General features: G+C 28.4%; 22 protein-coding genes and 1 riboswitch. Of the genes, 11 read left to right on the top strand and 11 right to left on the bottom strand.

What is annotated here, in order from left to right; translation table 11 throughout:
• The first annotated feature begins 352 nt into the window (after positions 1–352).
• The gene (locus CDIF1296T_RS03205) at positions 353–2,422 is read left to right on the top strand and encodes a penicillin-binding transpeptidase domain-containing protein (protein WP_009895502.1); all 2,070 of its coding nucleotides are present in this window, start codon (positions 353–355) and stop codon (positions 2,420–2,422) included.
• Between the two features lie 352 nt (positions 2,423–2,774).
• Here CDIF1296T_RS03205 and CDIF1296T_RS03210 read toward each other — a convergent pair whose 3' ends face one another.
• Both CDIF1296T_RS03210 and CDIF1296T_RS03215 read right to left on the bottom strand, forming a co-directional pair.
• Positions 2,775–4,574, bottom strand: a complete 1,800-nt coding sequence (locus tag CDIF1296T_RS03210) for a BlaR1 family beta-lactam sensor/signal transducer (protein WP_018112574.1) — start codon at positions 4,572–4,574, stop codon at positions 2,775–2,777.
• A 2-nt stretch (positions 4,575–4,576) separates the two neighbouring features.
• A complete protein-coding gene (locus CDIF1296T_RS03215; protein WP_018112573.1) occupies positions 4,577–4,963 on the bottom strand; it encodes a BlaI/MecI/CopY family transcriptional regulator in 387 nt (128 codons plus the stop codon).
• A 232-nt stretch (positions 4,964–5,195) separates the two neighbouring features.
• On the opposite strand from CDIF1296T_RS03215, the gene CDIF1296T_RS03220 reads away from it, so the two are divergent.
• From CDIF1296T_RS03220 to CDIF1296T_RS03230, 3 genes are all read left to right on the top strand, one after another.
• Positions 5,196–5,873: a flavodoxin family protein gene (locus CDIF1296T_RS03220; protein WP_009895507.1), complete on the top strand. Its 678-nt coding sequence runs from the start codon at positions 5,196–5,198 to the stop codon at positions 5,871–5,873.
• An 11-nt stretch (positions 5,874–5,884) separates the two neighbouring features.
• Positions 5,885–6,310, top strand: coding sequence for a MarR family winged helix-turn-helix transcriptional regulator (locus tag CDIF1296T_RS03225; RefSeq protein WP_011860828.1), 426 nt, complete (start codon positions 5,885–5,887; stop codon positions 6,308–6,310).
• A 67-nt stretch (positions 6,311–6,377) separates the two neighbouring features.
• Positions 6,378–7,157, top strand: coding sequence for an EFR1 family ferrodoxin (locus CDIF1296T_RS03230; protein WP_003434727.1), 780 nt, complete (start codon positions 6,378–6,380; stop codon positions 7,155–7,157).
• 245 nt (positions 7,158–7,402) lie between these two features.
• Here CDIF1296T_RS03230 and CDIF1296T_RS03235 read toward each other — a convergent pair whose 3' ends face one another.
• On the bottom strand, positions 7,403–8,029 hold the full coding sequence (locus tag CDIF1296T_RS03235) for a uracil-DNA glycosylase family protein (protein WP_009895513.1): 627 nt from the start codon (positions 8,027–8,029) through the stop codon (positions 7,403–7,405).
• A gap of 142 nt (positions 8,030–8,171) precedes the next feature.
• The gene (locus CDIF1296T_RS03240; RefSeq protein ID WP_003434733.1) at positions 8,172–8,429 is read right to left on the bottom strand and encodes a hypothetical protein; all 258 of its coding nucleotides are present in this window, start codon (positions 8,427–8,429) and stop codon (positions 8,172–8,174) included.
• A gap of 325 nt (positions 8,430–8,754) precedes the next feature.
• Between CDIF1296T_RS03240 and CDIF1296T_RS03245 the strand changes: the two genes are divergently transcribed.
• From CDIF1296T_RS03245 to CDIF1296T_RS03270, 6 genes are all read left to right on the top strand, one after another.
• Entirely contained in the window at positions 8,755–9,267 is a 513-nt protein-coding gene (locus CDIF1296T_RS03245) for a hypothetical protein (protein WP_009895516.1), read from the top strand.
• 254 nt (positions 9,268–9,521) lie between these two features.
• On the top strand, positions 9,522–10,226 hold the full coding sequence (locus CDIF1296T_RS03250; protein WP_003434737.1) for a lantibiotic protection ABC transporter ATP-binding protein: 705 nt from the start codon (positions 9,522–9,524) through the stop codon (positions 10,224–10,226).
• The gene (locus CDIF1296T_RS03255) at positions 10,223–10,993 is read left to right on the top strand and encodes a lantibiotic immunity ABC transporter MutE/EpiE family permease subunit (RefSeq protein WP_003434740.1); all 771 of its coding nucleotides are present in this window, start codon (positions 10,223–10,225) and stop codon (positions 10,991–10,993) included. The genes CDIF1296T_RS03250 and CDIF1296T_RS03255 overlap by 4 nt, the downstream gene beginning before the upstream one ends.
• Positions 10,990–11,769, top strand: coding sequence for a lantibiotic immunity ABC transporter MutG family permease subunit (locus CDIF1296T_RS03260; RefSeq protein ID WP_009895519.1), 780 nt, complete (start codon positions 10,990–10,992; stop codon positions 11,767–11,769). Before CDIF1296T_RS03255 ends, CDIF1296T_RS03260 begins: the two co-directional genes overlap by 4 nt.
• A gap of 51 nt (positions 11,770–11,820) precedes the next feature.
• Entirely contained in the window at positions 11,821–12,513 is a 693-nt protein-coding gene (locus CDIF1296T_RS03265) for a response regulator transcription factor (RefSeq protein ID WP_003434748.1), read from the top strand.
• Between the two features lie 18 nt (positions 12,514–12,531).
• A complete protein-coding gene (locus CDIF1296T_RS03270; protein WP_009895522.1) occupies positions 12,532–13,956 on the top strand; it encodes a sensor histidine kinase in 1,425 nt (474 codons plus the stop codon).
• 239 nt (positions 13,957–14,195) lie between these two features.
• Here the strand turns inward: CDIF1296T_RS03270 and CDIF1296T_RS03275 are convergent, their stop codons facing one another.
• The 6 genes from CDIF1296T_RS03275 to CDIF1296T_RS03300 form a co-directional block, all read right to left on the bottom strand.
• Positions 14,196–16,664, bottom strand: a complete 2,469-nt coding sequence (locus CDIF1296T_RS03275; RefSeq protein WP_009895524.1) for an ABC transporter permease — start codon at positions 16,662–16,664, stop codon at positions 14,196–14,198.
• A 2-nt stretch (positions 16,665–16,666) separates the two neighbouring features.
• The gene (locus tag CDIF1296T_RS03280) at positions 16,667–17,335 is read right to left on the bottom strand and encodes an ABC transporter ATP-binding protein (RefSeq protein ID WP_009895525.1); all 669 of its coding nucleotides are present in this window, start codon (positions 17,333–17,335) and stop codon (positions 16,667–16,669) included.
• 285 nt (positions 17,336–17,620) lie between these two features.
• Positions 17,621–18,148: a CDP-alcohol phosphatidyltransferase family protein gene (locus tag CDIF1296T_RS19975; protein ID WP_032508224.1), complete on the bottom strand. Its 528-nt coding sequence runs from the start codon at positions 18,146–18,148 to the stop codon at positions 17,621–17,623.
• Between the two features lie 216 nt (positions 18,149–18,364).
• Complete coding sequence (locus CDIF1296T_RS03290; RefSeq protein WP_009895527.1) at positions 18,365–19,525, bottom strand: sensor histidine kinase; 1,161 nt, start codon at positions 19,523–19,525, stop codon at positions 18,365–18,367.
• Positions 19,513–20,187 carry a response regulator transcription factor gene (locus CDIF1296T_RS03295; RefSeq protein WP_009895528.1) on the bottom strand — a complete coding sequence of 225 codons (675 nt, stop codon included), beginning with the start codon at positions 20,185–20,187 and terminating at the stop codon, positions 19,513–19,515. Before CDIF1296T_RS03295 ends, CDIF1296T_RS03290 begins: the two co-directional genes overlap by 13 nt.
• Positions 20,188–21,008: 821 nt before the next feature.
• Positions 21,009–21,836 carry a carbon-nitrogen hydrolase family protein gene (locus CDIF1296T_RS03300; protein WP_003426351.1) on the bottom strand — a complete coding sequence of 276 codons (828 nt, stop codon included), beginning with the start codon at positions 21,834–21,836 and terminating at the stop codon, positions 21,009–21,011.
• A gap of 205 nt (positions 21,837–22,041) precedes the next feature.
• A riboswitch (guanidine-I (ykkC/yxkD leader) is annotated at positions 22,042–22,148 on the top strand.
• A gap of 69 nt (positions 22,149–22,217) precedes the next feature.
• Here CDIF1296T_RS03300 and sugE point away from each other — a divergent pair.
• A complete protein-coding gene (gene sugE / locus CDIF1296T_RS03305; protein WP_003417824.1) occupies positions 22,218–22,538 on the top strand; it encodes a quaternary ammonium compound efflux SMR transporter SugE in 321 nt (106 codons plus the stop codon).
• A 132-nt stretch (positions 22,539–22,670) separates the two neighbouring features.
• Here the strand turns inward: sugE and CDIF1296T_RS03310 are convergent, their stop codons facing one another.
• On the bottom strand, positions 22,671–23,351 hold the full coding sequence (locus CDIF1296T_RS03310; RefSeq protein WP_003426355.1) for a phosphoribosylaminoimidazolesuccinocarboxamide synthase: 681 nt from the start codon (positions 23,349–23,351) through the stop codon (positions 22,671–22,673).
• Positions 23,352–23,441 lie beyond the last annotated feature (90 nt).

A 23,441-nucleotide genomic window follows, 5' to 3' on the forward strand; every position in this document is an offset into this window, starting at 1 on the left:
TAAGTGTCACTTTTAATTATGAGACACTTGTGTCGTTTTGTCAAGTTAAAGTTATATACTATAAAATAATTACAATAGAATAAGGTTAATTTATAAAATAGTTGAAGAATACAAAAGAATATAATGGAACTGATTTATTTTTAAGTTGATGTAAAAAATAATTAAATAATGATAATATTATTGACTTTTAAAACTTACATGTGTAATATATAAGTTACTATCAATTATACTGCTTACATATTTTTATGAGATACTTAAAAACATAATAAAAACATAGATTAGTTATGTCTATAAGAGTATTTTAACCTTAAAGCTTACGTATGTAATATATTAAATGATAAAGGTGGTTTATATGAGAAAAAATAAAAAAACAAGAAAAATGATAATTTTTGGTTTTCTAATGTGTCTGCTTATAGTTATTATTGTTTTTTTAGCAAAATTCATACTAGATGGACTCAATAAAAACAAACCAGATGAAGTGTTTAAGCAGTATATGTCTTTTGCAAATAAAAAACAATATGAGAAAATGTATGATTTATTAGATGAAAAGAGCAAGTCTGAAAATAAAAAAGAAGATTTTGTTTTAAGAAATAAAAAAATCTATGAAGGAATTGATGCACACGATATAAGTATTAAGATTAATGATATTAAAAAAAATAAAAATAATGATAAAGTAATAAACTATGATTCTAAGATGGATACTTTAGCAGGTGAAATTTCATTTTCAAATGAAGTACTATTAACTAGAGATAGACAGAAAAATTATAAAATAAAATGGCAGTCAAACGTCATATTTCCAGAACTTGAAGAAGATAATACTGTAAGGGTATCAAAGCTGAAAGGTAAGAGAGGACGTATCCTGGATAGGAACGGTGTAATGATTGCTGGTCAAGGTCTTGCATCTATGATAGGATTAGTTCCTGGAAAAATGAGTGATAATATAGAAGACTTAAAAAAATTATCTACTTTATTGAATGTATCAGTTGAACAAATTGAAAAGAAATTAAATGCATCTTGGGTAAAAGAAAATTCAATGGTACCTATAAAAACTATTGAAAAAATAAAAGAAAATACAGATGGTACTGTAAAAGAAGAAGATAAGGAACTACAAGAGTCACTTCTTAGTATTCCTGGAGTTAAAATATCTAATACAGAGGTTAGAGTATATCCATTTGGTGAAAAAACCGGTCATTTAACTGGTTATGTTCAAAATGTAAATGCAGATATACTAAAGGAAAAAGAGGGTAAGAGGTACAACGATAATAGTATAATTGGTAAGATTGGTTTAGAAAATTTACTGGAAGATAGAATACGTGGTATTGATGGATATGAGATTATAATAGCTGATAGATATGGTGACAAGAAAGAAACTTTAGTAACTGAGCCAAAGGTAGATGGAGAAGATGTAAAGCTAACTATAGATTCAAAACTACAGAGTAAACTATATGACCAAATGAAAAATGATAAAGGTTGTGCAGTAGTTATGAATCCTAAAACAGGAGAGGTTTTATCACTTGTAAGTAGTCCGTCGTACAATCCAAATGAGTTTATATTGGGAATGTCAGAAGATAGATGGAATGAACTCAATAAAAATGAAAATAAACCAATGTACAATAGATTTAAAGCACGATTATGTCCTGGGTCTTCTTTTAAACCAGTTACTGCTGGTATTGGTATAACAACAGGAAAGATTAATCCAAATGAAAACTTTGGACACAGCAGTCTAAGTTGGCAAAAAGATTCTAGTTGGGGAAGTTATAAGGTAACCACGTTAAAAGATTATGGAAATACTGCAAATATGAAAAATGCTTTGATTTATTCTGACAATATTTATTTTGCTAAGGCAGCCTTAAAAATAGGTGAAGATGTATTAGCAAAAGAGTTGCTGAAGCTTGGATTTGATGAAAGTATGCCATTTGAATTTGGATTGTCTTCTTCAAAATTTGGCACTGACAATAAATTTGAGACTGAAATACAATTAGCAGATACTGGCTATGGACAAGGTAAGCTTCTTGTAAATCCAGTACATACGGCATCAATATATTCAGCTTTTGTAAATGATGGAGACATGATAAAACCCCATCTTGAATTTAAAAAGGCTGAATTTTGGAAGAAAGGTGTGTTTTCTAAAGAGGCTGTAAAAATTATTCGTGATGACTTACTTCAAGTTGTTGAAAGCCCTGATGGTACAGGTCATAGTGCTATGATTAAAGGAATTAGCATTGCTGGGAAAACTGGTACAGCAGAAATTAAAGCATCAAAAGATGATGTTACAGGGACAGAACTTGGATGGTTTAATGCTTTTACTGTAGATGAAAATAGTGATAAACAATATATAGTAATTGCTATGATTGAAGATGTAAAGAGTCGTGGGGGAAGTCATTATGTTATTCCTATTGTTAAATCAGTGTTTGAAGATTAAATTTACTCAATTTGGAAATTAATCTTACTCAGTTGAGAATAATATTTTAGATAAATTGTTTTTAGACTTCTTAGTAAACTCTAAAATAATTAAAGAGGTTGTTTCAAAATAGAGATAGACCTCTTTTTTATTGTTGAAATGATGAAAATATATTTAACTTCATACAAAAAATTAAATAGTGGCAACAATTGAGGATGTGAGGGAGAGTTGCCACTATTTGTATAGGGTATTATATTATGTTTTTAAGCTAGTTTTACTATCTTCTATGTTTATATAATAAGCCTTGTATATGAATTTAATTGATAATTAATATGAAAATTATGTGAATTTTTTAGAATGTACAGTAAATATATTAAGGATTATAGATTTTTTTGTCATTTAATATGGATAATGTTATCTTAGATGCTGAACTACCATTAGAATAATCTTTGCTTTGAATATTTGTAGCAAAGAAATAAGTATTTTCATTTTTTTCCACATAACCTATAAACCAACCATTTACATCTTTTCCATTTATATTAGCAGTGCCTGTTTTACCAAAAAGTGATACCCCATCCTTTTTTGATATTAACAATGAATCTTTTACTGTTTCTATATTTTTATCTTCAAATTTAAACTTATTTGTATAAAAACTTTCAAGTAATTCTACCTGTTCAATAGGTGATATTTTTAATGAAGATTCTAGCCAAAAGTTTGAGATACCACCTGAAACATCATAATTGCCATATCCAATTTGCCTAAGATAAGTTTGTATGTTTTTTAGCCCTGTTTTTTTATCTAGAGTCTGAAAGTACCAGTTTACGGAGTTTTCCATAGCAGAAAATAAGTCTTGGTCTTCATTCCAAGAACTATTAGAATGATGCTTTCCATCCCAAGGGATATGTGAATTATTTCTTGTTATTATCCCATTTTCCAATCCCAATAAGGCACTATAAATCTTATAAGTAGAATTTGGAGAAATTCTTGTTTTACTTTTTTCTTTATTGTAAATATGATATTGCTTGGATTTTAAATCATACATAACAAAACTTCCATCAAAACCTTTAAAATACTGACTTAAGTCCTCGTACACAGTTTGTTCATTTGTAGGTCTATATTTTTCGTTGATATCTGCCATAATAGATAGTTTGGGAATATTTCCAAATACAATTAAAGCTATCAATGTAAAAATTAAAATGCTTTTGAATTTTAACGTATTTGATTCATTATGAAAATCCATTATCTTCAATAGTCGCTTTTTTATTTGTTTTTTTGACCCACCAATATCTGATGTAAGTGTAAGATTTGATGGTCTTGAAATATTATCCACAAAGTTTATTAGAGTTTGTCCATATTCTATATGACTATCTTTATCAAGCTTTTTTAAAACTGAAATATCACATGCAATTTCACGGTCTATACGCATTTCTTTAAATGCATACCATACAAGAGGATTAAACCAATATAATATTTGAAGGAAGCACATTATATAATTTATCAGTATATCTTTATTTTTAAAGTGTTGTAATTCATGAAGTAAGATATATTTTATATCTTTTAAAGATAATTTAGATATAGACTTATCTGGTAATATAATGTGTGGTTTAAAGTATCCAAATGTAATAGGTGTATTTATAATAGGTGATTTGCATAGTATAAAATCCTTATTTATACCAATATCTTTTTTACACTTTTCAAATATAAATACTATCTCCTCATCTCTTAAAATTTGTATTGATTTTTTCATATTTTTTATTTTAATGTTGCAATGAATAGTAATAGCTATCATGATTAAAATTCCAATTATCCATGATATTAGTAATAAAATATTTAAACTATCAAAATTAACTTGGTTTAGGGATACTGAAAAATCGTTTAATGCATTTGAGTTATTAATTATAGAATTTGGACTATTTTTTATCATAGAAGTCCTATTAGTACTGCTTCCAAGTTGATTAAAAGTATATAAATAGTTAAATACATTTCCAAGATTAATATATTTAAGAGGGACAAATGGAATTATTAACATTATAAGCAATATAAATCCAATATTGTATTGGTACTTTGCAGAAATATGTTTTTTAAATACTTTTTTGGCAAGTAAAATTACAGCAATTAATATTGATAAGGTTAATGTACTGAGTAAAAATCGTATAAAGAATGGGGCATACATATTTATTTATCCCCCTTAGTCGTCCTTTTATTTAAGATTTCTCTCAGTTCCTCAATATCATCTTCAGATAGTTTATCATTTTCTAAAAAGTTTAGTACCATAGAATTAAGAGTACCATTATAAAAACGATTTAAAAAAGAACTACTTTCTTTAGCTACGTATTCTTCTTCTTTAACAAGTGGAGTATAAACGAATACTCTGCTATTTTTTTCATATGTTAAAGCTCCTTTTTTAACTAATCTCAATAACATTGTTTGAATTGTTTTAGGACTCCATGTACTTGTTTCTACCAACTTTTCAATTACTTCAGTAGTGCTGATAGGAGCATATTTCCAAATAATTTTCATAACTTGATATTCTGCTTCTGAAATATGTGGTAACTTTTTCATACTATACCTCCTTCTACTTACATTTGTAATACATAAAGTATATTATCATTAATTTAGTTTGTCAATTATTAAAAATAATTCATTTATAGTTGATTAAATAAGCACATGTAGTTAAATAAAACTTTTATTTAAGCTGTGTAAGTATAGCTTTAAATAAATGGTTTATATTGACAGCTAAAAATATAGTTGATATACTTATTGTTGATATAACAACTAAAAAGGAGATATAGAAATGATAATTACAGTTATAAATGGAAGCCCTAGAAAAAATGGAGCTACATCAAAAGTTTTAACTTACTTGTATAAAGATATAGAAAGATTAATACCAGATGTAAAAATTAATTATTTTGATTTAAGTAAGGTAAATCCATCATATTGTATTGGTTGTTTAAATTGTTATAAAATGGGCAAGTGTATCAATCAAAATGATAAAGTAGAGTATATTCATGATATAATTACTAAGAGTGATGGTGTTATATTTGGTAGCCCAACTTATGGAAGTAGTGTAACTGGACTTTTCAAGGTGTTTACAGATAGAGCACATATGATGCTTGAAAGATTATTGTATCGTAAGCCATGTATAGCAGTTACTACATATGAAAATGCACGTGGTTCAAAAGCAATTTCTTTTATAAAATCCATGGTCTTAGATTCGGGAGGTTATGTTTGTGGTAGTTTATCTATAAAAACTGGATTTAATCAAAATCCTATAACTGAAAAAGTAGAATCAAAGATACAAAAGGTATCTAAAAAATTTATTTATTGCATAGAGGAAAAGAAAAATCCACCTGTGCTTTCTCAAATCTATAATTTTATTGCTATAAATGCTGTTTTAAAGCCAATGGCTTTTAAAGATATTGAGCAATATAAGGGAATAATTGATAGATGGGAGGAGCAAGGGATTATTTAAATGGAGGTAAAATGAAAGATTTTGAGAAACTATATGAAGCTACAACTAAGTTAGTAAGTACTTCGTTAAAAGTAAAAGATGATTTAAAAAAGATGTTTAAACAAAATGGATATGATATAACAACTGACCATTATGCGTTATTAAGGTTTCTATGGGAGCAAGATGGAATTTCTCAGATAGATTTATGTGAAAAATCATGTAAGGATAAATCTAATACGACAAGAATCTTAGATGTTATGAAAAATAAGGGATTAATTGTCCGTAAAGTAGATGTTAAAGATAGACGTAAGTTTCAAATATTCCTAACAGATTTAGGTAGAGAATTAGAAGAACCATTAAATGAAATTGCAAGTATATATGCAACAGAGACATTTAAATCTATCTCTGATGAAGAATTGCCTTTGTTTACTGATATTTTGGATAGAATTGGAAAGTAAATATAAATCCTATTTTAAGAGACTTTTTAACTATTGATGATGTAGAAATATAGAAAGAGGGATAAGAATGAATAGTAAGATTTATTATTTTTCTGGAACAGGAAATTCGCTAGTAGTTTCAAATATTTTAAAAGAAACGTTAAATGGAAGTAAAGAAGTTATACCCTTAGCTATACATAGAAAAGAAAATAATATAGACATAAATGAAGATATATTGGTAATTGTTTTTCCTGTTTATTTTGCTGATGTTCCTGATATAGTAAAGTCTTTTGTAGAGAAATTAAATTTTAATATTAATACTCATATATATGCCATTGCCACTTGTAATGGGGTAGCTGGACATAGTTTATTTACTATAGATAAGTTACTTAAAAAAAGGGGGAAAAAATTATCTGCTGGTTTTTTAATCAATATGCCTGGAAATGCTTTGATAACACCTCCAGATGTTGAAGAAGAAAGATTGAAAAATCAGACTAATAGGGTAGCTGAGATTGCAAAATGTATCAATAACTTGGAGATTGGAAATATAGAAGGAAAAAACAATTTAAAGTCACATATAGATAGTGTTGTACTTCGTTTAGTAGGTAAGAATATGCAAATTGCAACTACTAAATTTTTTGCAGAAAATAAATGTAATGGATGTGGGACATGTAAAAGGGTTTGTCCTGTAGAGAATATAAGTATAGTTGATAAAAAGCCAAAGTGGGGTAATGAGTGTGAAAGATGCCTAGCTTGTTTTCACTGGTGTCCAAAAGAGGCTATTAATGTAAAAAAATCTTTTTTAACGAATAGGAAGAAGTATCACCATCCAGATATTACTGTAAAAGATATATTTTTAGATAAATAGATATATTTGACTTGTATTAATAATTGTTTTATTAAATAAAAACGTTAGAGATATAAAAGAAATATAAAGTAATCTTGTAAAGAGTAATGTTACCTAGACTAAATGGAATAGAGATTAAAAAGAACAATATAAATAATAAATTATGTTAATAGTATATAGTTACACTAATATAAAATAAAAGTGCCTCATAAATAGAAGTTTTTGATGCACTTTTATTTTATATTAGTTTTTATTATTTTGTAATATCAACCGTTTATAATCTCGAACATTTTTTTTATATCTTCTGATGCCATTTCAAATTTTGATTTTTCAATCAGTATGTTTCCACCAGTCATAATATATGATGGAAATACTCTTAAATTATCATAATAAAGTTCATTATTACGAAGTTTATATGTTGAAATGGAAGGGATGACATTCTTTTTTATATGCTTTTTAGTAATCATATTAAAAGATTTTTTTGCAACATCTCCCATTAACATTACTACCTCTAGGTTTTTAAATAATTTAATTTCTTCTTCTAAAATAGGCATATGTAATTTAATTGTATCACGAGTTATTGTATATTCTGATTTAGGAAGTTTTACTGCATTAGTTATATAGATACCCATATCTAGGATATCATTTATGTTAGATACTTTTATTCCTGCACTGTCAAATAAAGGAATAGTAGTTTTTAAATAATCAGCATCTTTATCTACACTATAAAAATCGTCATTGGTGTTAGTTGGGACAACCTCATTAATCATTATAGTTTTTATTTTGTCTGTTTCTATTGTTATATTAGGAAGGTAGGATATTATTCTGCTGTCATCAAAAAGATTGTTCTGTTTAATAAATTCACTTAACTTTGATTTTATATTTATTTTCATATAACGAGTCTCCTTAGTTTTAAGCTTTAAATTACTATAAAAAGCTAGTTTTAAAGCACACAATTTTGAAAATATAGTAGCATATTTGAAAGTATAATAACATATAAAACATGACAACAGAATGTCATGTTTTATAAATAATCTATCGCAACTTAGAATTTATTAGAGACTCTGCCTGTTCATAATCGTCTTTATGAACATAAATTAAGTACTCATAAGAGAAATCTTCCTTTTGACCTAAATTGCCAAGTGTTATTTCATTAAAAAAAGGTTTTTTAGAGTAAGCATTATTTTTCACTTTATACTTATATTTAATTTTATTTACTGATAATATATTGCATATCTCGTTAAATCTATTTAAAGAATATCCTCGGAAAAGCTCAGCTCTATTTAAAATCATAAGGAAAACCTCCTTTTAAAAGTAATATATTGAAAAGCATAGGAGAAATGTACTATAAGTTGTTATAAATAAAAGGTAGCAAATTTAAATTGATTTGTAAAGTTTTTAAGAGTATTATATTAGTGATAAAATAAATAATTTTTAGAATCTAACTAATAACAATTTAAAATAAGTAACTTATGTAAGAATTGTAGGAACTACGGAGATATCCTGTAGAGAATTAATAAGACATATTTAAGTATGCAAAATTCTATTAAGTAGAAACCTTGTAACTTTAGTCATGTGAGATTCATAAGAATATTTAAGTATTGAAAGGAGAGTTTAATTGAAAAAAATATCTCAAGAAAAAATAAGTACACATATCCAAGAAATACCACAGGAAAAAATTGAACAGTGGAAATCTTTATATGAAAAATATAAAAGTATTTTAAAAGTAAATTCTAAGTCTGTTTTAGAAATAATAGAGTTTTTAAAGCGAAAATATGTAATAGTAGAAGAAACTTCAGAGGAATTTAAACATGTAGTTATCAATAATATTAAGTTAAACAAGCCTTTTTCACAAAAGATTTCCAGTGATAAAGAATTAAAACCTATTGTATTTACAATTCCAAATGAAGGAAATGCAAAAAAATTGTACGATACTCAAGAGGAAATTTATAGTGGCTGTAAGATTATTGTAGGTATGGAATTTGAAACAGGTTATGTTTTTGTAGAAGGTAGTGATGAGCTTAATGATGAAATAACTTCTTTTAAAGGATTAGATAAATATGATATAAATAATTATTATTTAGTAGCAAACTATATTAGATGTCTAAAGAAATATAAATTAATAGATTAGTGTTTGATTAATAAATTAGTGTTTGATTTAAGGATTATAGAGTAAATTTGAAGTTAGTGTGATAATGAAACTAAGCTTAAATCTAATATAACTGTAAAACATAAACTTAAATAGAGTTGCCAAAATAAAATTGGTAACTCTATTTTTTATTTTAAATTTTATTAAAATTAGTAGGTGTTATAGAATTGTTATTTTTTCATGTTAGTATTCTCTTAGTAACAGATTTAAGGTATTACAAGAAGGGAGAAATTAATATGAAAGATTTAATTCTTGAAACAAAAAACTTATCAAAAAGATATGGAGAACAAATGGCAGTTAACAATGTTTCTCTACAAATTGAACGAAATAGTATATATGGACTTTTAGGACCAAATGGAGCAGGAAAGTCCACAACACTTAAAATGCTTGTTGGTCTTCTTCGCCCAACAAATGGTCGTATTATTTTTGATAGAAAGCCTTGGAAACGAGAATCTCTTGCAAAAATAGGTTCTTTAATAGAATCCCCTGCATTGTATGGAAACCTTACAGCAGAGGAAAATTTGTTAGTACATACAAAAATATTGGGAATACCTAAAGATAAAATTTATGAAGTGTTGGAAATAGTAAATTTGAAAAATACAGGTAAAAAGAGAGCTTCACAATTTTCTATGGGTATGAAACAAAGGTTAGGAATAGCTATTGCACTTTTGAGTGACCCAGAGTTGTTAATACTAGATGAACCAACCAATGGTCTTGACCCCTTTGGCATTCAAGAATTGCGTGAATTGATTGCTTCTTTTCCCAAAAAAGGTATAACTGTAATTCTTTCTAGCCATATTCTATCAGAGGTTGCTCAAGTTGTAGATAATATAGGAATTATAAATGGAGGACGACTATTATTTCAAGGAATGCCTGACCCTAATGAAAATCTAGAAGAATTTTTTACAGATGTTATTCTTAAAGGAGGACAAAACAGATGAATGCTTTACAATCAGAACTTTTAAAGTATAAAAGAACATTTATGGGTAAACTTATTGTTTTTTTCCCAGTGTCTTTTGCAGCATATGCATTTATAATGCAATCAACACTCATGCAAAATCCATTATCTCAAACAACTTCTTGGGCGTGGCAAAATCTTTTAGCATTAATTTTTAACTGGTGGTCATTTTTATTTCTGCCTATTGGATTTGCATTGTTCGCTACTTTGGTAGCTTTCCAGGAAAAAAAAGCTGGAAATTATCGTGCTTTACGTACACACAATGTGTCTCCTATGACACTTTGGATTAATAAAGTTATAGCTATGGCAGTCTACAGTTTTATTTCAACGCTAGTTTTAATAGTCGTAACAATTATAACTGGTTTAATATTGAAAGCTGGTCCAGTTCCTTTTGGACAGATTATAGGGGCAAGTATTGTATGCTGGGTTGTTTCTCTTGCTATACTTCCACTTCAGCTATGGCTAGCTACATGGAAAGGTATGTTCCTAAGTATGGGAGTTGGAGCTTTAGGTATGATATTTGGTGTTCTTGCTGCGACAAAACCATTTTGGATTGCAGTACCTTGGAGTTGGGCAGTTAGAATGGTATGCCCAATCATCAACATACATCCTAACGGTACTATATTAGAAGCTGGAGACCCACTTTTGAATACTTCAGTGATTCCTATTGGGATTGTTGTTTCTTTGGTTGTGTTTATAGTATTAACAGCACTTACTGCAGCTTGGTTCAATAGGAGGGATGACAAATGATAAAACTATTATCATCAGAATGGCTTCGAGCAAAGAGGACAGCTGTCCAGTGGCTTACTCTTTGTATGCCTATTATTTTTTCATTATGTGTGGTTTTTTATCTCACAACTAAATCTGGAAGTACACAAGAATTTGCTTTTGAAGGATTTTTTACAGTATGGACTGTATTCATCATTCCTATTGGAGTAGGTATTTTAGCAGGATTTATAGTGCAGGAGGAAGAGCTTGCTGGAAATTTTAATGGTTTTTTATGTGTAGGTATTTCTCGTGTCAGATTATATCTGGGAAAATTTCTTTTTCTTCTGTTTTGCCTAACTATATGCACATTTATTGCTACGTTGATACTTTGCATAGGAATGAGTATTGCAGTGCCATCTGGAGCAACAATATGGTTATTCCTGTCAGCAGCAGGACTTGTGGTGATTGGGACACTTCCACTATTAGCTATTCATCTTTGGGTGAGTTTTGCATGGGGTATGGGTGCATCTATTGGTATTAGTATTGGTGGAATTTTGATGGCAGCAATACTTGGATTAACTAGCGTTGGTGAAAAAGTATGGGCATTTGTTCCATGGACATGGCCAGTAAAACTAGGTATGCTTCCAGGAATTTATTTTATTAAAGAAGCTGGAACTATTTCAACTGAGGCATTTTACTCTAAAGTGATGCAAACAGCTAGTATAGAGCTTATAGTAGTAGCAATAGGTTTGATTATATTCTTGATAGGAGGCGTTATTTGGTTTAAAATGTGGGAGGGAAGGAAAAGTTATGAGTAGACGAATATTGTTTTAATACTGACCTTCCCATAAGAGAAAGGTGGTGTTATATTGAGTAAAATATTGATTATTGATGATGAAATGGACCTAGTAATGCTACTTGAGGATGAATTGAAGGCAAAAGGACATGAAGTGTTGATAGCTTATGATGGTCAGGCAGGTATAGAGTTATCAAAACAGGAGCCTGACCTTATTATACTGGATATTATGATGCCTAAAATGAATGGATTTGAGGTATGTCAGGCAATTAGAGATGATGTTTTATGCCCAATTATATTTTTAAGTGCAAAGCAATCAGAAACCGACAAAATCAAAGGGTTGACCTTTGGAGGGGATGATTATGTAACAAAGCCATTTGGACTGCGTGAACTTATGGCAAGGATTGAAGCTAATCTGCGTAGGGAAAAGCGTTCACAGTATATCAATGAAGAGAACAAGAGATCTACTTTGTATTTTGGGAAGTTATGCTTATATATGAAGGAACGTGCAATTAAAATTGATGGTAAGAATATTGATTTAACAAAAATAGAGTATGATATTGTTGAATTACTAGCACTCCATGCAGGACAAGTTTTCTCAAGAGAACAAATCTATGAAAAAGTATGGGGGTGTGATTCTGAAGGTGATTCCTCAACTGTTGTTGAACGAGTAAAAAAAATACGAGCTAAGTTTTCTGCTGTGACACCAGAAAAAGAATATATTTCCACAGTTTGGGGTATTGGGTATAAGTGGAATAAAATGTAAAGAGAGAGAGGTTATTAAATGAAAAATCAATCCCTTATTACCCAATTTAGACATACTTTTATTTTTATTATAATAGCCAGTATAGTTGCCACAGTGATTACTTATGTATTTGCTCTCTATTTGTATATTCATTCCTTAAATAAGGATATCTATCCACCAAACTATTATGAGCGACAAGTTCCTAGAATTGAAAAATACATCAATGAAAAAAACATAGCTTTGTTATCACAATCGAATGAAGAAGGTTTAAAAAGAACGATTCGTGGGGATGATATGCTATATCAAGTTGTGGATAATAATGGCAATATTTTATATGGTACTAACCCCAAAAAACTATTTAAAACAAAAGAAGAATTATTTAATAATAATATCAATAAAACTGTTCGTAAAGGTGGTTATATCCATACTGTTCCAATCAAAGGGGATAATGGAAAGATTGAGGGTGCTGTTATTCTATTCTACCAAGTGAAAATCACCTTTGCAAATATTAGAGGGAGATTTGTATTTGCAGTTATTATAATGGCTCTGTTTTCTCCATTTCTATATATCGTGGGTTTTACTAGATGGCTTTCTAAGCGCTTTGTAAAGAATATCAATCAACCATTACATCTATTGATTGATGCGTCCAAGAAGATAAAAGAAAAGGACCTTGATTTTGAAATCGACTATTATTCAGATAATGAACTCGGTAAACTTTGTAGTGCCTTTTCTGAAATGAAAGACGAATTAAAAGGCTCTTTATCTGCACAGTGGAAGATGGAGCAGGAACGTGTTGAAATGGTGGAAGCTCTAGCACATGATTTAAAATCTCCTCTTTCTATTATTTTGGGATATACAGATGCACTTATTGGTAATAATACAGATGACAATGAAAAACTTCATAGGTATCTTACAGTGATAAGAGAAAATACAGAAAAAAGTGCTGCTCTTGTCCAAAAGATGCAATATACGTCTGACTTAGAAAAGTCAAATATACAATTAAATCTTGTTCCTATAAATTTACCTGAATTTTTGAGGCAAAAGGTGCAAGACTATGAATTACAGGCTCATCAAAAGGAAGTTGAACTTATATTGAAAATGCAGGGGAATATACAATCCCCAATTCAAATCGACGTGGATAGGTTGACACGAATTTTTGATAATATCATATCCAACAGTCTGCAATACACTCCATCAGGTGGTAATATTAGTATTACTGTAAAGGATGAAAAAAATTGTATTTCTTATGAGATTTGTGATTCTGGTAGAGGGTTTAGCTCTAAAGATTTAAAAAAGGCTCTTGATAAATTTTATCGAGGAGATGAAGCTAGGCAGACAAAAGGTGGACATTCTGGTCTTGGGCTTTACATTGTCAAACAATTAGTGGAACAGCTTGGAGGTTCTGTTAAAATAGAAAATTCAAAATCAGGTGGAGCATGTGTGAAATTTTGGCATAGCATTTAACTATATATTTTAAATTAAAGGGGAGTGTCTCAAAGCGAAATTTTTAATTCGTGAGGCACTCTTTTTTTGTGAAGTTAAATATATTTTCATTATTTCGACAATGAAAAAAGGCTTATCTCTATTTTGAGACAGGCCTTTTTTAAAGCTTATATTATAGTTAAAAAGATTTATTAGTTAGATTTGAAAGAAAATAGAGACAGTCATTGATAATTTAATTTATATTATTATCTGTAAAATAGTTATAAATTGATATCTATACAGTCAATTATATTCATCTTTTTAACTTTTCTTAACGGAATAAGAGTAGCTATAATACATGCAAGTACAGAAATAATAGTAGCTTGTAAAATTGAAGTAATTGGTATATTAGTGAAATCAAGCTTTTCTATAGTTGCCATGTTTATAATAATAGCACTGGCATACCCAGCAATTGAACCAAATATAGCAGCAAAAATTCCATAATAAACACCTTCCCATAAAAACATTTTATATAAGCTACTATTACTCATACCAATAGCTCTTTTAACTCCAATCTCATTAGTCCTAGTATTTATATTTGTATGAGTTGTGTTAATGATGTTTAAAGTACCAATCAATCCCACAAATAATATAACTGCCCATGCTAGAAATTCTATTTGTTTAAAACTCTCTTTAAGTTGTTTATCTGATTCAATATATGATATCCAATGAGAGCCAGGATTATTTTCACAAATCTGTTCGATAGACAATCCTATTTGTTCTAATTTTGATTTATCTTTAGCATAAATATTTATCTGGTTGAATTTGTTTTTATTTGTCAAGGTGTTATAAACAGAATCATATACAATAACATCAACACCATTTATCCAGCCATTACCTTGTAAAAAGAACATTTTATCTACTGTACTATATATATCTAGTTGTTTTTTGTTGATTGTGATACTATCTTTAGGTTTTAAATTTGTATGTCTAGTTTTTACACCTGGTGTAGAAATAGCAATCGGATTTTTTATAAAACAGATAGAACCATTTTTAAAGTCTTCTAGTATAGAATCTGTAATAGAAGGCATTAAGTCTTTTAAAGTTTGCTCATCAATTCCAATGATTTTTAACATCTCACCACTATTTTCAAAATTTATATCTGTATCTATTTCCCCCTGTTTGTATTCAGAGTACTTTATAAAGGAAGTGCGATTGACGTTTTTCATTTTAGTTATTTTATCTAGTGTTGATTTATCAAAACCAGATATTTCATTTGTTAAGGAAAAATCTCCTTCTTTTAAATTACTTACTGACCTAGATACATCTAATACATTAGAGAACTCACTCAGTGCAACGAATACTGTTATACTCATAAATAATGATAGTATAGTTATTATAGTTCTTCCTTTATTTCTTTTTAAGTTTAGCCATGCTAGATGTCTTTCAAAGTTTTTTATTGTTTTTTCTCTTTTAATTTTTCTTTTGATTTTGGTGGTACTACCAACCATAGCAATTTTGGGAGAGACATGTGAAGCATATATTGCTGATGGTAATGCTGAAATAAATGAAAAAATCAAAGATACATTAGTGCTTAATACTAATGGGAACATATATGCTGTTGTATTTTTATGTATAAGCTCAGTAATTTCTTTATTATCATTTGCTAGAAGTATATCTGGATTTAAGATATTAGTGACCATTCCAGTTATGCCTTTAGAAGATATAATTCCAATTACAGCTCCAATAGGTATGGCAACAGTACATAAAATTAAGATTTGTAAAATAACTATCTTATATATCTGGTTTGGTTCAGCTCCTATTGCTCTTAAACATCCATACTCTTTAATTTTCTTTGTAACAGAGATTTTTAAAATATTATAGATTACAAGTCCAGAGGCCAGTAAAACCAATAAGGCAACAAATAAAGATACCAATATAATCATAGATATACCATCACTATTAGAACTATTTTCATCTTTTTCAAACTGTATCTTAAGAGCATTTAAGTAAATCCAATTATATTGAATTGAATTGTGAGAAAGATTTATTTTTTTAGCTAATTGATTTACTATTTCTTGAAACTTTTCTTGCTGTTTTATTTTAAAATCCAAAGAGGATAAAATATATCTCTTAGGTAATAGATTTTCTGATGTACCTTTACCTACAATACCATTTACTATACCACTTACATATCCTGTATAATCATCCTCTAAAATGCCACTCAATTTAAAGTTAGCTGTGTAATTATATGGTGGTATGGTATCATTTAAAAGTGAAATATCTAAATTCATAGGTATAGTCACTCCTAGTCTTGGTTTTATACCCATAAGCTTTAGTGTGTTTTCATCTAAGGCTATTTCGTTTTTATCTTTAGGCAAATGTCCAGATTTTAATTTCATTAATTTGGGGTAGTTAGAAAGTCCTGTTTTATCATACTCTTTTACAAGTACAGAGATACCAGAATCCTTTATTTTACTACTGCCAATAGTTATTGAAGTACCAGCTTGATAAACTCTATCATCTTTCTTTATGTCATCAACTTGATTTTTAGTGAGTTGGTGAAAGGATACATGTCTATCACCATTAAAAGAACGGGCTTGTTCAATTCTTAAATTTTGTAGGATACCAATTGACTGTCCAACCACAGTTGTCATAATAGTTGATAGTACTATTGCTATAATGATGAATGTAGTCATAAGTTTCTGGCTTTTTAATTCTTTTATTGAAAGTGAAAGGTAATTCTTCATTTCTATTTCACCTCCATAAGAACACCATCAATAATTGAAATTTTTCTATCAGCAAGTTTTGCAATTCTATCATCATGAGTAATTACCACTAAAGTCTTTCCAAACTGTTTTGAAGTTTTTATAAGAAGATTCATAACTTCACTGCCACTTTTACTGTCCAAGTTTCCTGTAGGCTCATCAGCAAATATTATATCTGGTTTTGCAATAAGTGCTCTAGCAATTGCAACTCTTTGTTGCTGACCGCCTGAAAGTTCATGGGGAAGATGATTGAGTCTATCTGCAATTCCAAGTAATGATGAAATTTCATTTAAATAGCCTTTATCAGGTTGTTTTTTATCTAGAAGTACAGGCATTGAAATATTTTCAGATGCTGTAAGAACAGGTAAAAGATTAAATTGTTGAAAGACGAATCCAAAGGATTTTCTTCTAAGTGCAGATAGTTCTTTTTCAGTGTGTTTATATATATCTTTATCATCAAGTAACACTTGTCCAGAGGTAGGATTATCTAATCCACTTAAAATATGTAAAAGTGTGCTTTTTCCACTTCCAGAAGGTCCAATTACAGAAACAAATTCACCTGAGTTTATTTCTAAATTTACATTATTAAGTGCGATAACTTTATTGTTATTAGAACCATATATTTTTGATAATTGTTTTGCTTTTATAATCATAAAAAACACTCTCCTTTTCTATATAAGAAGAGTGTAAGTTTTAAAACTCAATTTTTTCCCAACTTTTAGCTTAAATCTAAAAAGTCTTCACTATTTGCGGATAATTCGCAGTGCTGATAAGCAGTTTCAGTATCATTTTTAATTTAAAATGTAATTTATGCACTAAAGGCTTTACAATACAACTCTATTGCTTTAAAACTATTTTACACATAAACTTGTGGATAATTTTTTATGTTTTACTTCCTCATTATTATATAAATTATTTTTGTCACAAATTCTAAGTTGTCACATAAATATACTTTTTATATCACGATTTAATTCTTTTGATTTTATCATAATTGCTATTTCTTCAAAAGAAGAAAGAAAAGCCACGATACATATCATAATTCCTGCAACATCAAGACCAAAGCAAATATAGAGTAATGGAAACGCAAAGATAGAAATTCCAGTGATTTTATTCATCAAAGTATGAAGCGATGAAAATGTGCGATACTTAAAAAAACCAATACTGTAACTAATCAACCGTAACAATGCTATTGCAACAATACACCACCATAGATACATGGGAAGAGCAATATTTTTTCCGACAGTAACCAAAATTGTAACCGCAAAAATGAAATCAGCAATACTATCTAACTTTGCACCTATTCCACTTTGTTGTCTCAACTTTCGGGCAATAAGACCATCAAGTATATCACTAATTCCACACCAAAAATAACATATCCAGAAAGGCAGTGAACAGAATGTAGAACTAAGCATTAGCAATGCAAACACAATACGAGAGAATGTAATATTATTAGCAAAACTTTTAATATAATCACCTCCAAAATTCTAATTTCATACTATTCTACATATTTAAATATATATTTCTATTATTGTTTCAAATGCCTTTTGCCAAAATATTATAATTGAAGCAACTCTTACAACTTCTACAAAATAGTATATATATTGGTTGTAAATTGAAATACATTTTATAAATTCTAAACTAACAAATTTTATATAATAGCAGTGAAAGCTTACAAAATCATTTTAATTTCTTGTTGAGAATTTAGCAGTAATTTTAGCACTGTTAGTAGAATTATTTTCAATAGAAATAGAGCCACCATGTTTTTCACATAATATTTTTGAGATATAAAGACCCATACCAAAGTGTGCATTGCTGTCATTTAAAGTCTTATCTCTATAGAAAGGTCTTAAAGCTAATTTTAGAGATTCCTTACTAAATCCTATACCATCATCTTCAATTACAAAGGTAAGGAGTTCTTGTTCAAGATATATAAGTATGGATACATTATTTCTAGCATATCTAAAAGCATTCGATATTATATTTTCGACGACTCTAAGAATGATATTTTCATCAAAAAATAGATTTATATTATTTATTTGATTTTTAAGTGTAAAAGATTTTCCTTCTTGTTTAGCAATGATAGATATATTTTCATCTAAGTTTTCTATAAACTTGTTTATATTCGACATAGATTTTGAAACAACTAAATCTTCTAATCGTTGAGCATTACTCATATTTTCTACATAGTATTCAATTCTGTTAATATGCTCAGACATAAGTTGTGTGGTTGATAAAATCTTCTCATCACTAAGCTTACCTGTTGGTATGTATTTTGTTAAATAGTTTGAGTAACCTTTTAGAACTGTTAGGGGATTTCTTAAATCATGAGAAAAAGCAGCATTAAGTTGTTTTCTATCATTAATCATAGTCCACATCTTTATGTTGTTTTTATTTAGTTCAGACCTCATTTTTTCAAAAGCATTACATAGATTACCTAATTCATCATTATTATTATATTCTAAGCAAAAGTCTAAATTGTTGTTGGATATTTCCATTGCACCTTTATTGAGTATTTCTATGGGTGTTTTTAATTTTACCTTGTAAAAAATTATATCAGCTAATAATAAAAGTCCTATAAAAAATATAAGTGGAAGTACAAGCTGGAGTATGTTGATTATATTAAGTAATGTTTTATCATAATCACTAAATTGGTTCACATTGTTTTGAACTATGGTTATAATACCTGTATTTATAGGTGTTTTTAAATACTTATCTTGTATAGAATTATATAGATTATTAAGTAAAATGTATGCGAAAGTAGTAAGTACTGATGCTATAATTAGTGAAGATAAAGTAAGAACAAAGAAAGCTTTTTTTAATGACATATTATTTATTTTATCCATTTATAACCAACTCCCCAGACTGTTTCTATATAATTTTCAAGAGTATGTTTTGATAGTTTGATTCGTATTTTTCTAATGTGTTCCATTATAACATCACTATTTCCATTGCTATTGTATCCCCAGACTCTATCATATATTTTTTCTTTATCAAATACTTGTCCAGGATTCATAGAGAGAAGCTCTACTATATCAAATTCCTTTTTTGAAAGTGAAATCTGATTATTATATATACAAATTAACCTTTTTTCGTAATCTATTGTTAAATCATTATAAAATTTAATTTTAGTTTGATTTGACTTCCTTTGTTCACGTCTTAAATGGGCAGATACTCTAGCTCCAAGTTCGTCTAAATCAAAAGGTTTTACAATATAATCATCAGCACCAGCACGAAAACCATTTATCTTGTCAGTGTTTTCAATTCTAGCTGTAAGAAATAGAATAGGGCATGATACATAATCTCTAATTCTATTACAAACTTCAATTCCATCTATTTCAGGCATGTTTATATCAAGTAGAATGATATCTGGATTTTTGGATATTTTTTTTAATGCGTCTTTTCCACTTTGAGCAGTGTAAACCTCATAACCATTCATTTCAAAGTAATCTTTTAAGAGTGTTATTATACCTTCCTCATCATCTACGACGAGTATTTTATTGTTCATAAGAATGCTCCCTTCTAAATTAAGTTTGTATAGTATGTATATTTTAGTATAAAAATCTCAATAAATTATCAAATTTTTAGTTATATTTCAAAACTTAATCATTAAAGTTAGTATATTTTTATATATTAAATAAATCAAGGATGAAATTATTAGAAATTTTAATAGAATATATATTTGATATTTAATACTTATTGGTATGCAAAAATATAGCTGATGAAATCTTATAATTTAAGTTGAAAATGGATAAATAGAAAGGAAGGATTTTAATTAAATAAGGTAGATTAATTAAAAAGTATATAAATTATAAAAATGAATTAATCTACATTAATTAGTTGATATATCAATTATTATTGTTTTTTTCAGTTGCTTAAAATATACTTGATATATCAACTAATGTTGTTTTTTAATTAAAAGAAATTTTAGGAAAGATAATATCAACTAGGAGAGATAATATCAACATTGAAGAAGGTAGAGCAAGATTTCTACATAATTGTGAACATTATCTGGCATGTGTGCATTGGTGTTTTAAGCAAGTAATTCAATAGAAAGATGTGACTAAAAATAGAAAGAAATACCATAATCCAAATGTAAAGCTAGAAGACATAATAAGTAAAAAAGTAAAGATATTTAATAAAAGAAATAACTAATAGTGATTAAATTAGTAAATGCTGATAATTAGCATAATCATTAGTAATTATTAGTATTATTTAATTAAATTAATTTTAGCATTATTTTTATGAAATTAATTTTAAATCAAATTAATGAGAACCCCATAAATTTTTTTAACACTTAATTTACGATTTATGGGGTTATGTTCTGTTTTATTTCAAAGTATTAAGTTCATATAAATCAGTTCTTCTGTGCTTAAGAAGTGGTAACTGTTGTCTTATGTCAGGAATTAAATCTCTATCAATGTCAGCATAAATAATACATTCTTTTTCATCAGCTTGAGCAATTATTCTTCCCCAAGGGTCTGAAATTCTTGAATTTCCAAAAGCTATATAAGAAGCATTCATATTTCTAGCAGGTGCAGCACCAACATAGAATATCTGATTATCTAAAGCACGCATTCTTATAGATAACTCCCAATGGGCGGGACCAGTAGTCATATTAAATGCAGCAGGTAAGATAACGATTTCAGCACCTTTAAGAGCCATTAAACGTGATAACTCAGGGAAACGAATATCATAGCAAATAGCTATACCAACTTTTCCATATTCGGTATCTATTACAGTGACATCATTTCCAGCTGTAAGAGTATCTGATTCTTTAAAACTAACTTTTCCTGTAACTTCAATGTCAAATAAGTGCATTTTACGATGTTTTCCAATTAGAGCTCCATTTTTATCAAATACATAGCAAGTATTATAGATTTTTCCATCTTCTAACTCAGGAATACTACCAGAAACTAGATAAATTCCATGTTTCTCAGCTAATTTACTTAATATCGTTGTTGTTTCACCTGGATATTCTTCAGCAAATTTAGGAAAATATTTATTTTCATATGGGCAGTTAAACATTTCTGGCAAAACTACAATTTTAGCTCCATTGATGGCAGCTTCTGTTACCATATCTACAGCATGATTGATATTTTCAATTTTATTTTCTGTAGTAATCATCTGACATACTGCAATTTTATAGAAATTCATAGAAATTACTCCTTTCAATATTTTTATGTTATTATAACATATTAAATAAAAATTAGATATTCTTAGATTGACCTAAATGGGTATGGAGAGAAGTGAATAAGAATATTAAAAGGTATATAAAAGTTATTTTTATTATAGATGGAACCCATATATTGACTTTTTTTATATATGTTGATAGTATTATTATAGATAAAATAGAATAATTAATAGAGTTTTATAGGGTTCCGCAATTATTAATGATTGGTCTGGTCCGAGATAAAACCCACAACATAGTTTTTGTTGTGAACACGGAAGGACAAAAACCTGGGAGATATTTTATAATATTTCTCAGGTTATTTTATTGGAAAAATAAGAGACATATTTGAAAAGAGGGATGAATTTATGAAATGGTTATTTTTGTTTGTTGCAGGTTTGTTTGAAGTGTTTTGGGCTTTTCAACTAAAAAATTCACATGGATTTTCTAAATTAACTCCAAGTATACTTACTGTTGTTGGAATGATTGTAAGTTTTTATTTTTTGTCATTAGCACTAAAACATCTTCCACTTGGAACTTCATATGCAATATGGACTGGAATTGGTACCGTCGGTACAGCTATTGTAGGCATGGCTATTTTAAATGAGCCTATTAGTATATCAAGAATTGCATGTATAGGTTTTATTGTGGTGGGAATTGTAGGGTTAAAGCTATTATCTACTAATTAGAGTATATTAATTTAAATAAGCTATGAAATTAAAGGCGAGAAAATGTTTAAAAATAATCAACATTTAAAAAGTCTTTACTTCATAGCTTATCTTATTTATAAGTTTATTATATTTGTAAATTATATGTATATACTATTTATCTAATAAAAGAGCAGTTAAATCCATAGGGTCAACTATTACACCATCTTTATAGACACGCATATTTCCAGATGCTATTTCATCTATTAAGATTACTTCATCATTGTAGAATCCAAATTCAAATTTAATATCATAAAGCTCAAGACCTTTTTCAGCTATAGTATCACGAACTATGTTAGAAATTTTTTGAGTCATGCTTTTCATTGAATCAAATTGAGCTTGAGTCATAATGTTTAAAGCTTCTAAACCTTCAGATGTTATAAGAGGGTCACAACGGTCATCATCTTTTAAAGTTGCTTCTACATAACAATCTAGTTTAGCACCTTCTTCAACACATGAACCATAACGACGTAAGAAACTACCTACAGCTCTATAACGACAAATAACTTCTAATCCATTACCAAAAACTTTTGCTGGTAGAACTTCCATAGTTGCTTCTTCTAAATTAGCACTTACATAATGAGTTTTAATTCCAGCATTGTTTAGAATTTCAAAGAACTTAACAGATGTCTCTAAATTAGCTCTACCAATTCCATCTATACTTAGACCTACACTATTTTCGCCTGGGTCAAATACTCCATCTTTACCAGTTACATCGTCTTTAAATTTAAGTAAGTAATTTCCATTATCTAATTCAAAAACATCTTTAGTCTTTCCTTGATACACTTTTTTCATAAACAACCTCCAAAAAGTTAAATTATTATATTGAATAAGGCATTAGTGTCAAAAAAGTTCTGATATTCGCATGAAAATTTATATTGATAC

This window comes from Clostridioides difficile ATCC 9689 = DSM 1296, assembly GCF_001077535.1.
Lineage (GTDB): Bacteria > Bacillota > Clostridia > Peptostreptococcales > Peptostreptococcaceae > Clostridioides > Clostridioides difficile.

Excerpts from the sequence above, each read along its gene's own strand:
- CDIF1296T_RS03205 (WP_009895502.1), top strand. The coding sequence starts at position 353 with ATGAGAAAAAATAAAAAAACAAGAAAAATGATAATTTTTGGTTTTCTA.
- CDIF1296T_RS03210 (WP_018112574.1), bottom strand. The coding sequence starts at position 4,574 with ATGTATGCCCCATTCTTTATACGATTTTTACTCAGTACATTAACCTTA.
- CDIF1296T_RS03215 (WP_018112573.1), bottom strand. The coding sequence starts at position 4,963 with ATGAAAAAGTTACCACATATTTCAGAAGCAGAATATCAAGTTATGAAA.
- CDIF1296T_RS03220 (WP_009895507.1), top strand. The coding sequence starts at position 5,196 with ATGATAATTACAGTTATAAATGGAAGCCCTAGAAAAAATGGAGCTACA.
- CDIF1296T_RS03225 (WP_011860828.1), top strand. The coding sequence starts at position 5,885 with ATGAAAGATTTTGAGAAACTATATGAAGCTACAACTAAGTTAGTAAGT.
- CDIF1296T_RS03230 (WP_003434727.1), top strand. The coding sequence starts at position 6,378 with ATGAATAGTAAGATTTATTATTTTTCTGGAACAGGAAATTCGCTAGTA.
- CDIF1296T_RS03235 (WP_009895513.1), bottom strand. The coding sequence starts at position 8,029 with ATGAAAATAAATATAAAATCAAAGTTAAGTGAATTTATTAAACAGAAC.
- CDIF1296T_RS03240 (WP_003434733.1), bottom strand. The coding sequence starts at position 8,429 with ATGATTTTAAATAGAGCTGAGCTTTTCCGAGGATATTCTTTAAATAGA.
- CDIF1296T_RS03250 (WP_003434737.1), top strand. The coding sequence starts at position 9,522 with ATGAAAGATTTAATTCTTGAAACAAAAAACTTATCAAAAAGATATGGA.
- CDIF1296T_RS03255 (WP_003434740.1), top strand. The coding sequence starts at position 10,223 with ATGAATGCTTTACAATCAGAACTTTTAAAGTATAAAAGAACATTTATG.
- CDIF1296T_RS03260 (WP_009895519.1), top strand. The coding sequence starts at position 10,990 with ATGATAAAACTATTATCATCAGAATGGCTTCGAGCAAAGAGGACAGCT.
- CDIF1296T_RS03270 (WP_009895522.1), top strand. The coding sequence starts at position 12,532 with ATGAAAAATCAATCCCTTATTACCCAATTTAGACATACTTTTATTTTT.
- CDIF1296T_RS03275 (WP_009895524.1), bottom strand. The coding sequence starts at position 16,664 with ATGAAGAATTACCTTTCACTTTCAATAAAAGAATTAAAAAGCCAGAAA.
- CDIF1296T_RS03280 (WP_009895525.1), bottom strand. The coding sequence starts at position 17,335 with ATGATTATAAAAGCAAAACAATTATCAAAAATATATGGTTCTAATAAC.
- CDIF1296T_RS03290 (WP_009895527.1), bottom strand. The coding sequence starts at position 19,525 with ATGGATAAAATAAATAATATGTCATTAAAAAAAGCTTTCTTTGTTCTT.
- CDIF1296T_RS03295 (WP_009895528.1), bottom strand. The coding sequence starts at position 20,187 with ATGAACAATAAAATACTCGTCGTAGATGATGAGGAAGGTATAATAACA.
- CDIF1296T_RS03300 (WP_003426351.1), bottom strand. The coding sequence starts at position 21,836 with ATGAATTTCTATAAAATTGCAGTATGTCAGATGATTACTACAGAAAAT.
- sugE (WP_003417824.1), top strand. The coding sequence starts at position 22,218 with ATGAAATGGTTATTTTTGTTTGTTGCAGGTTTGTTTGAAGTGTTTTGG.
- CDIF1296T_RS03310 (WP_003426355.1), bottom strand. The coding sequence starts at position 23,351 with ATGAAAAAAGTGTATCAAGGAAAGACTAAAGATGTTTTTGAATTAGAT.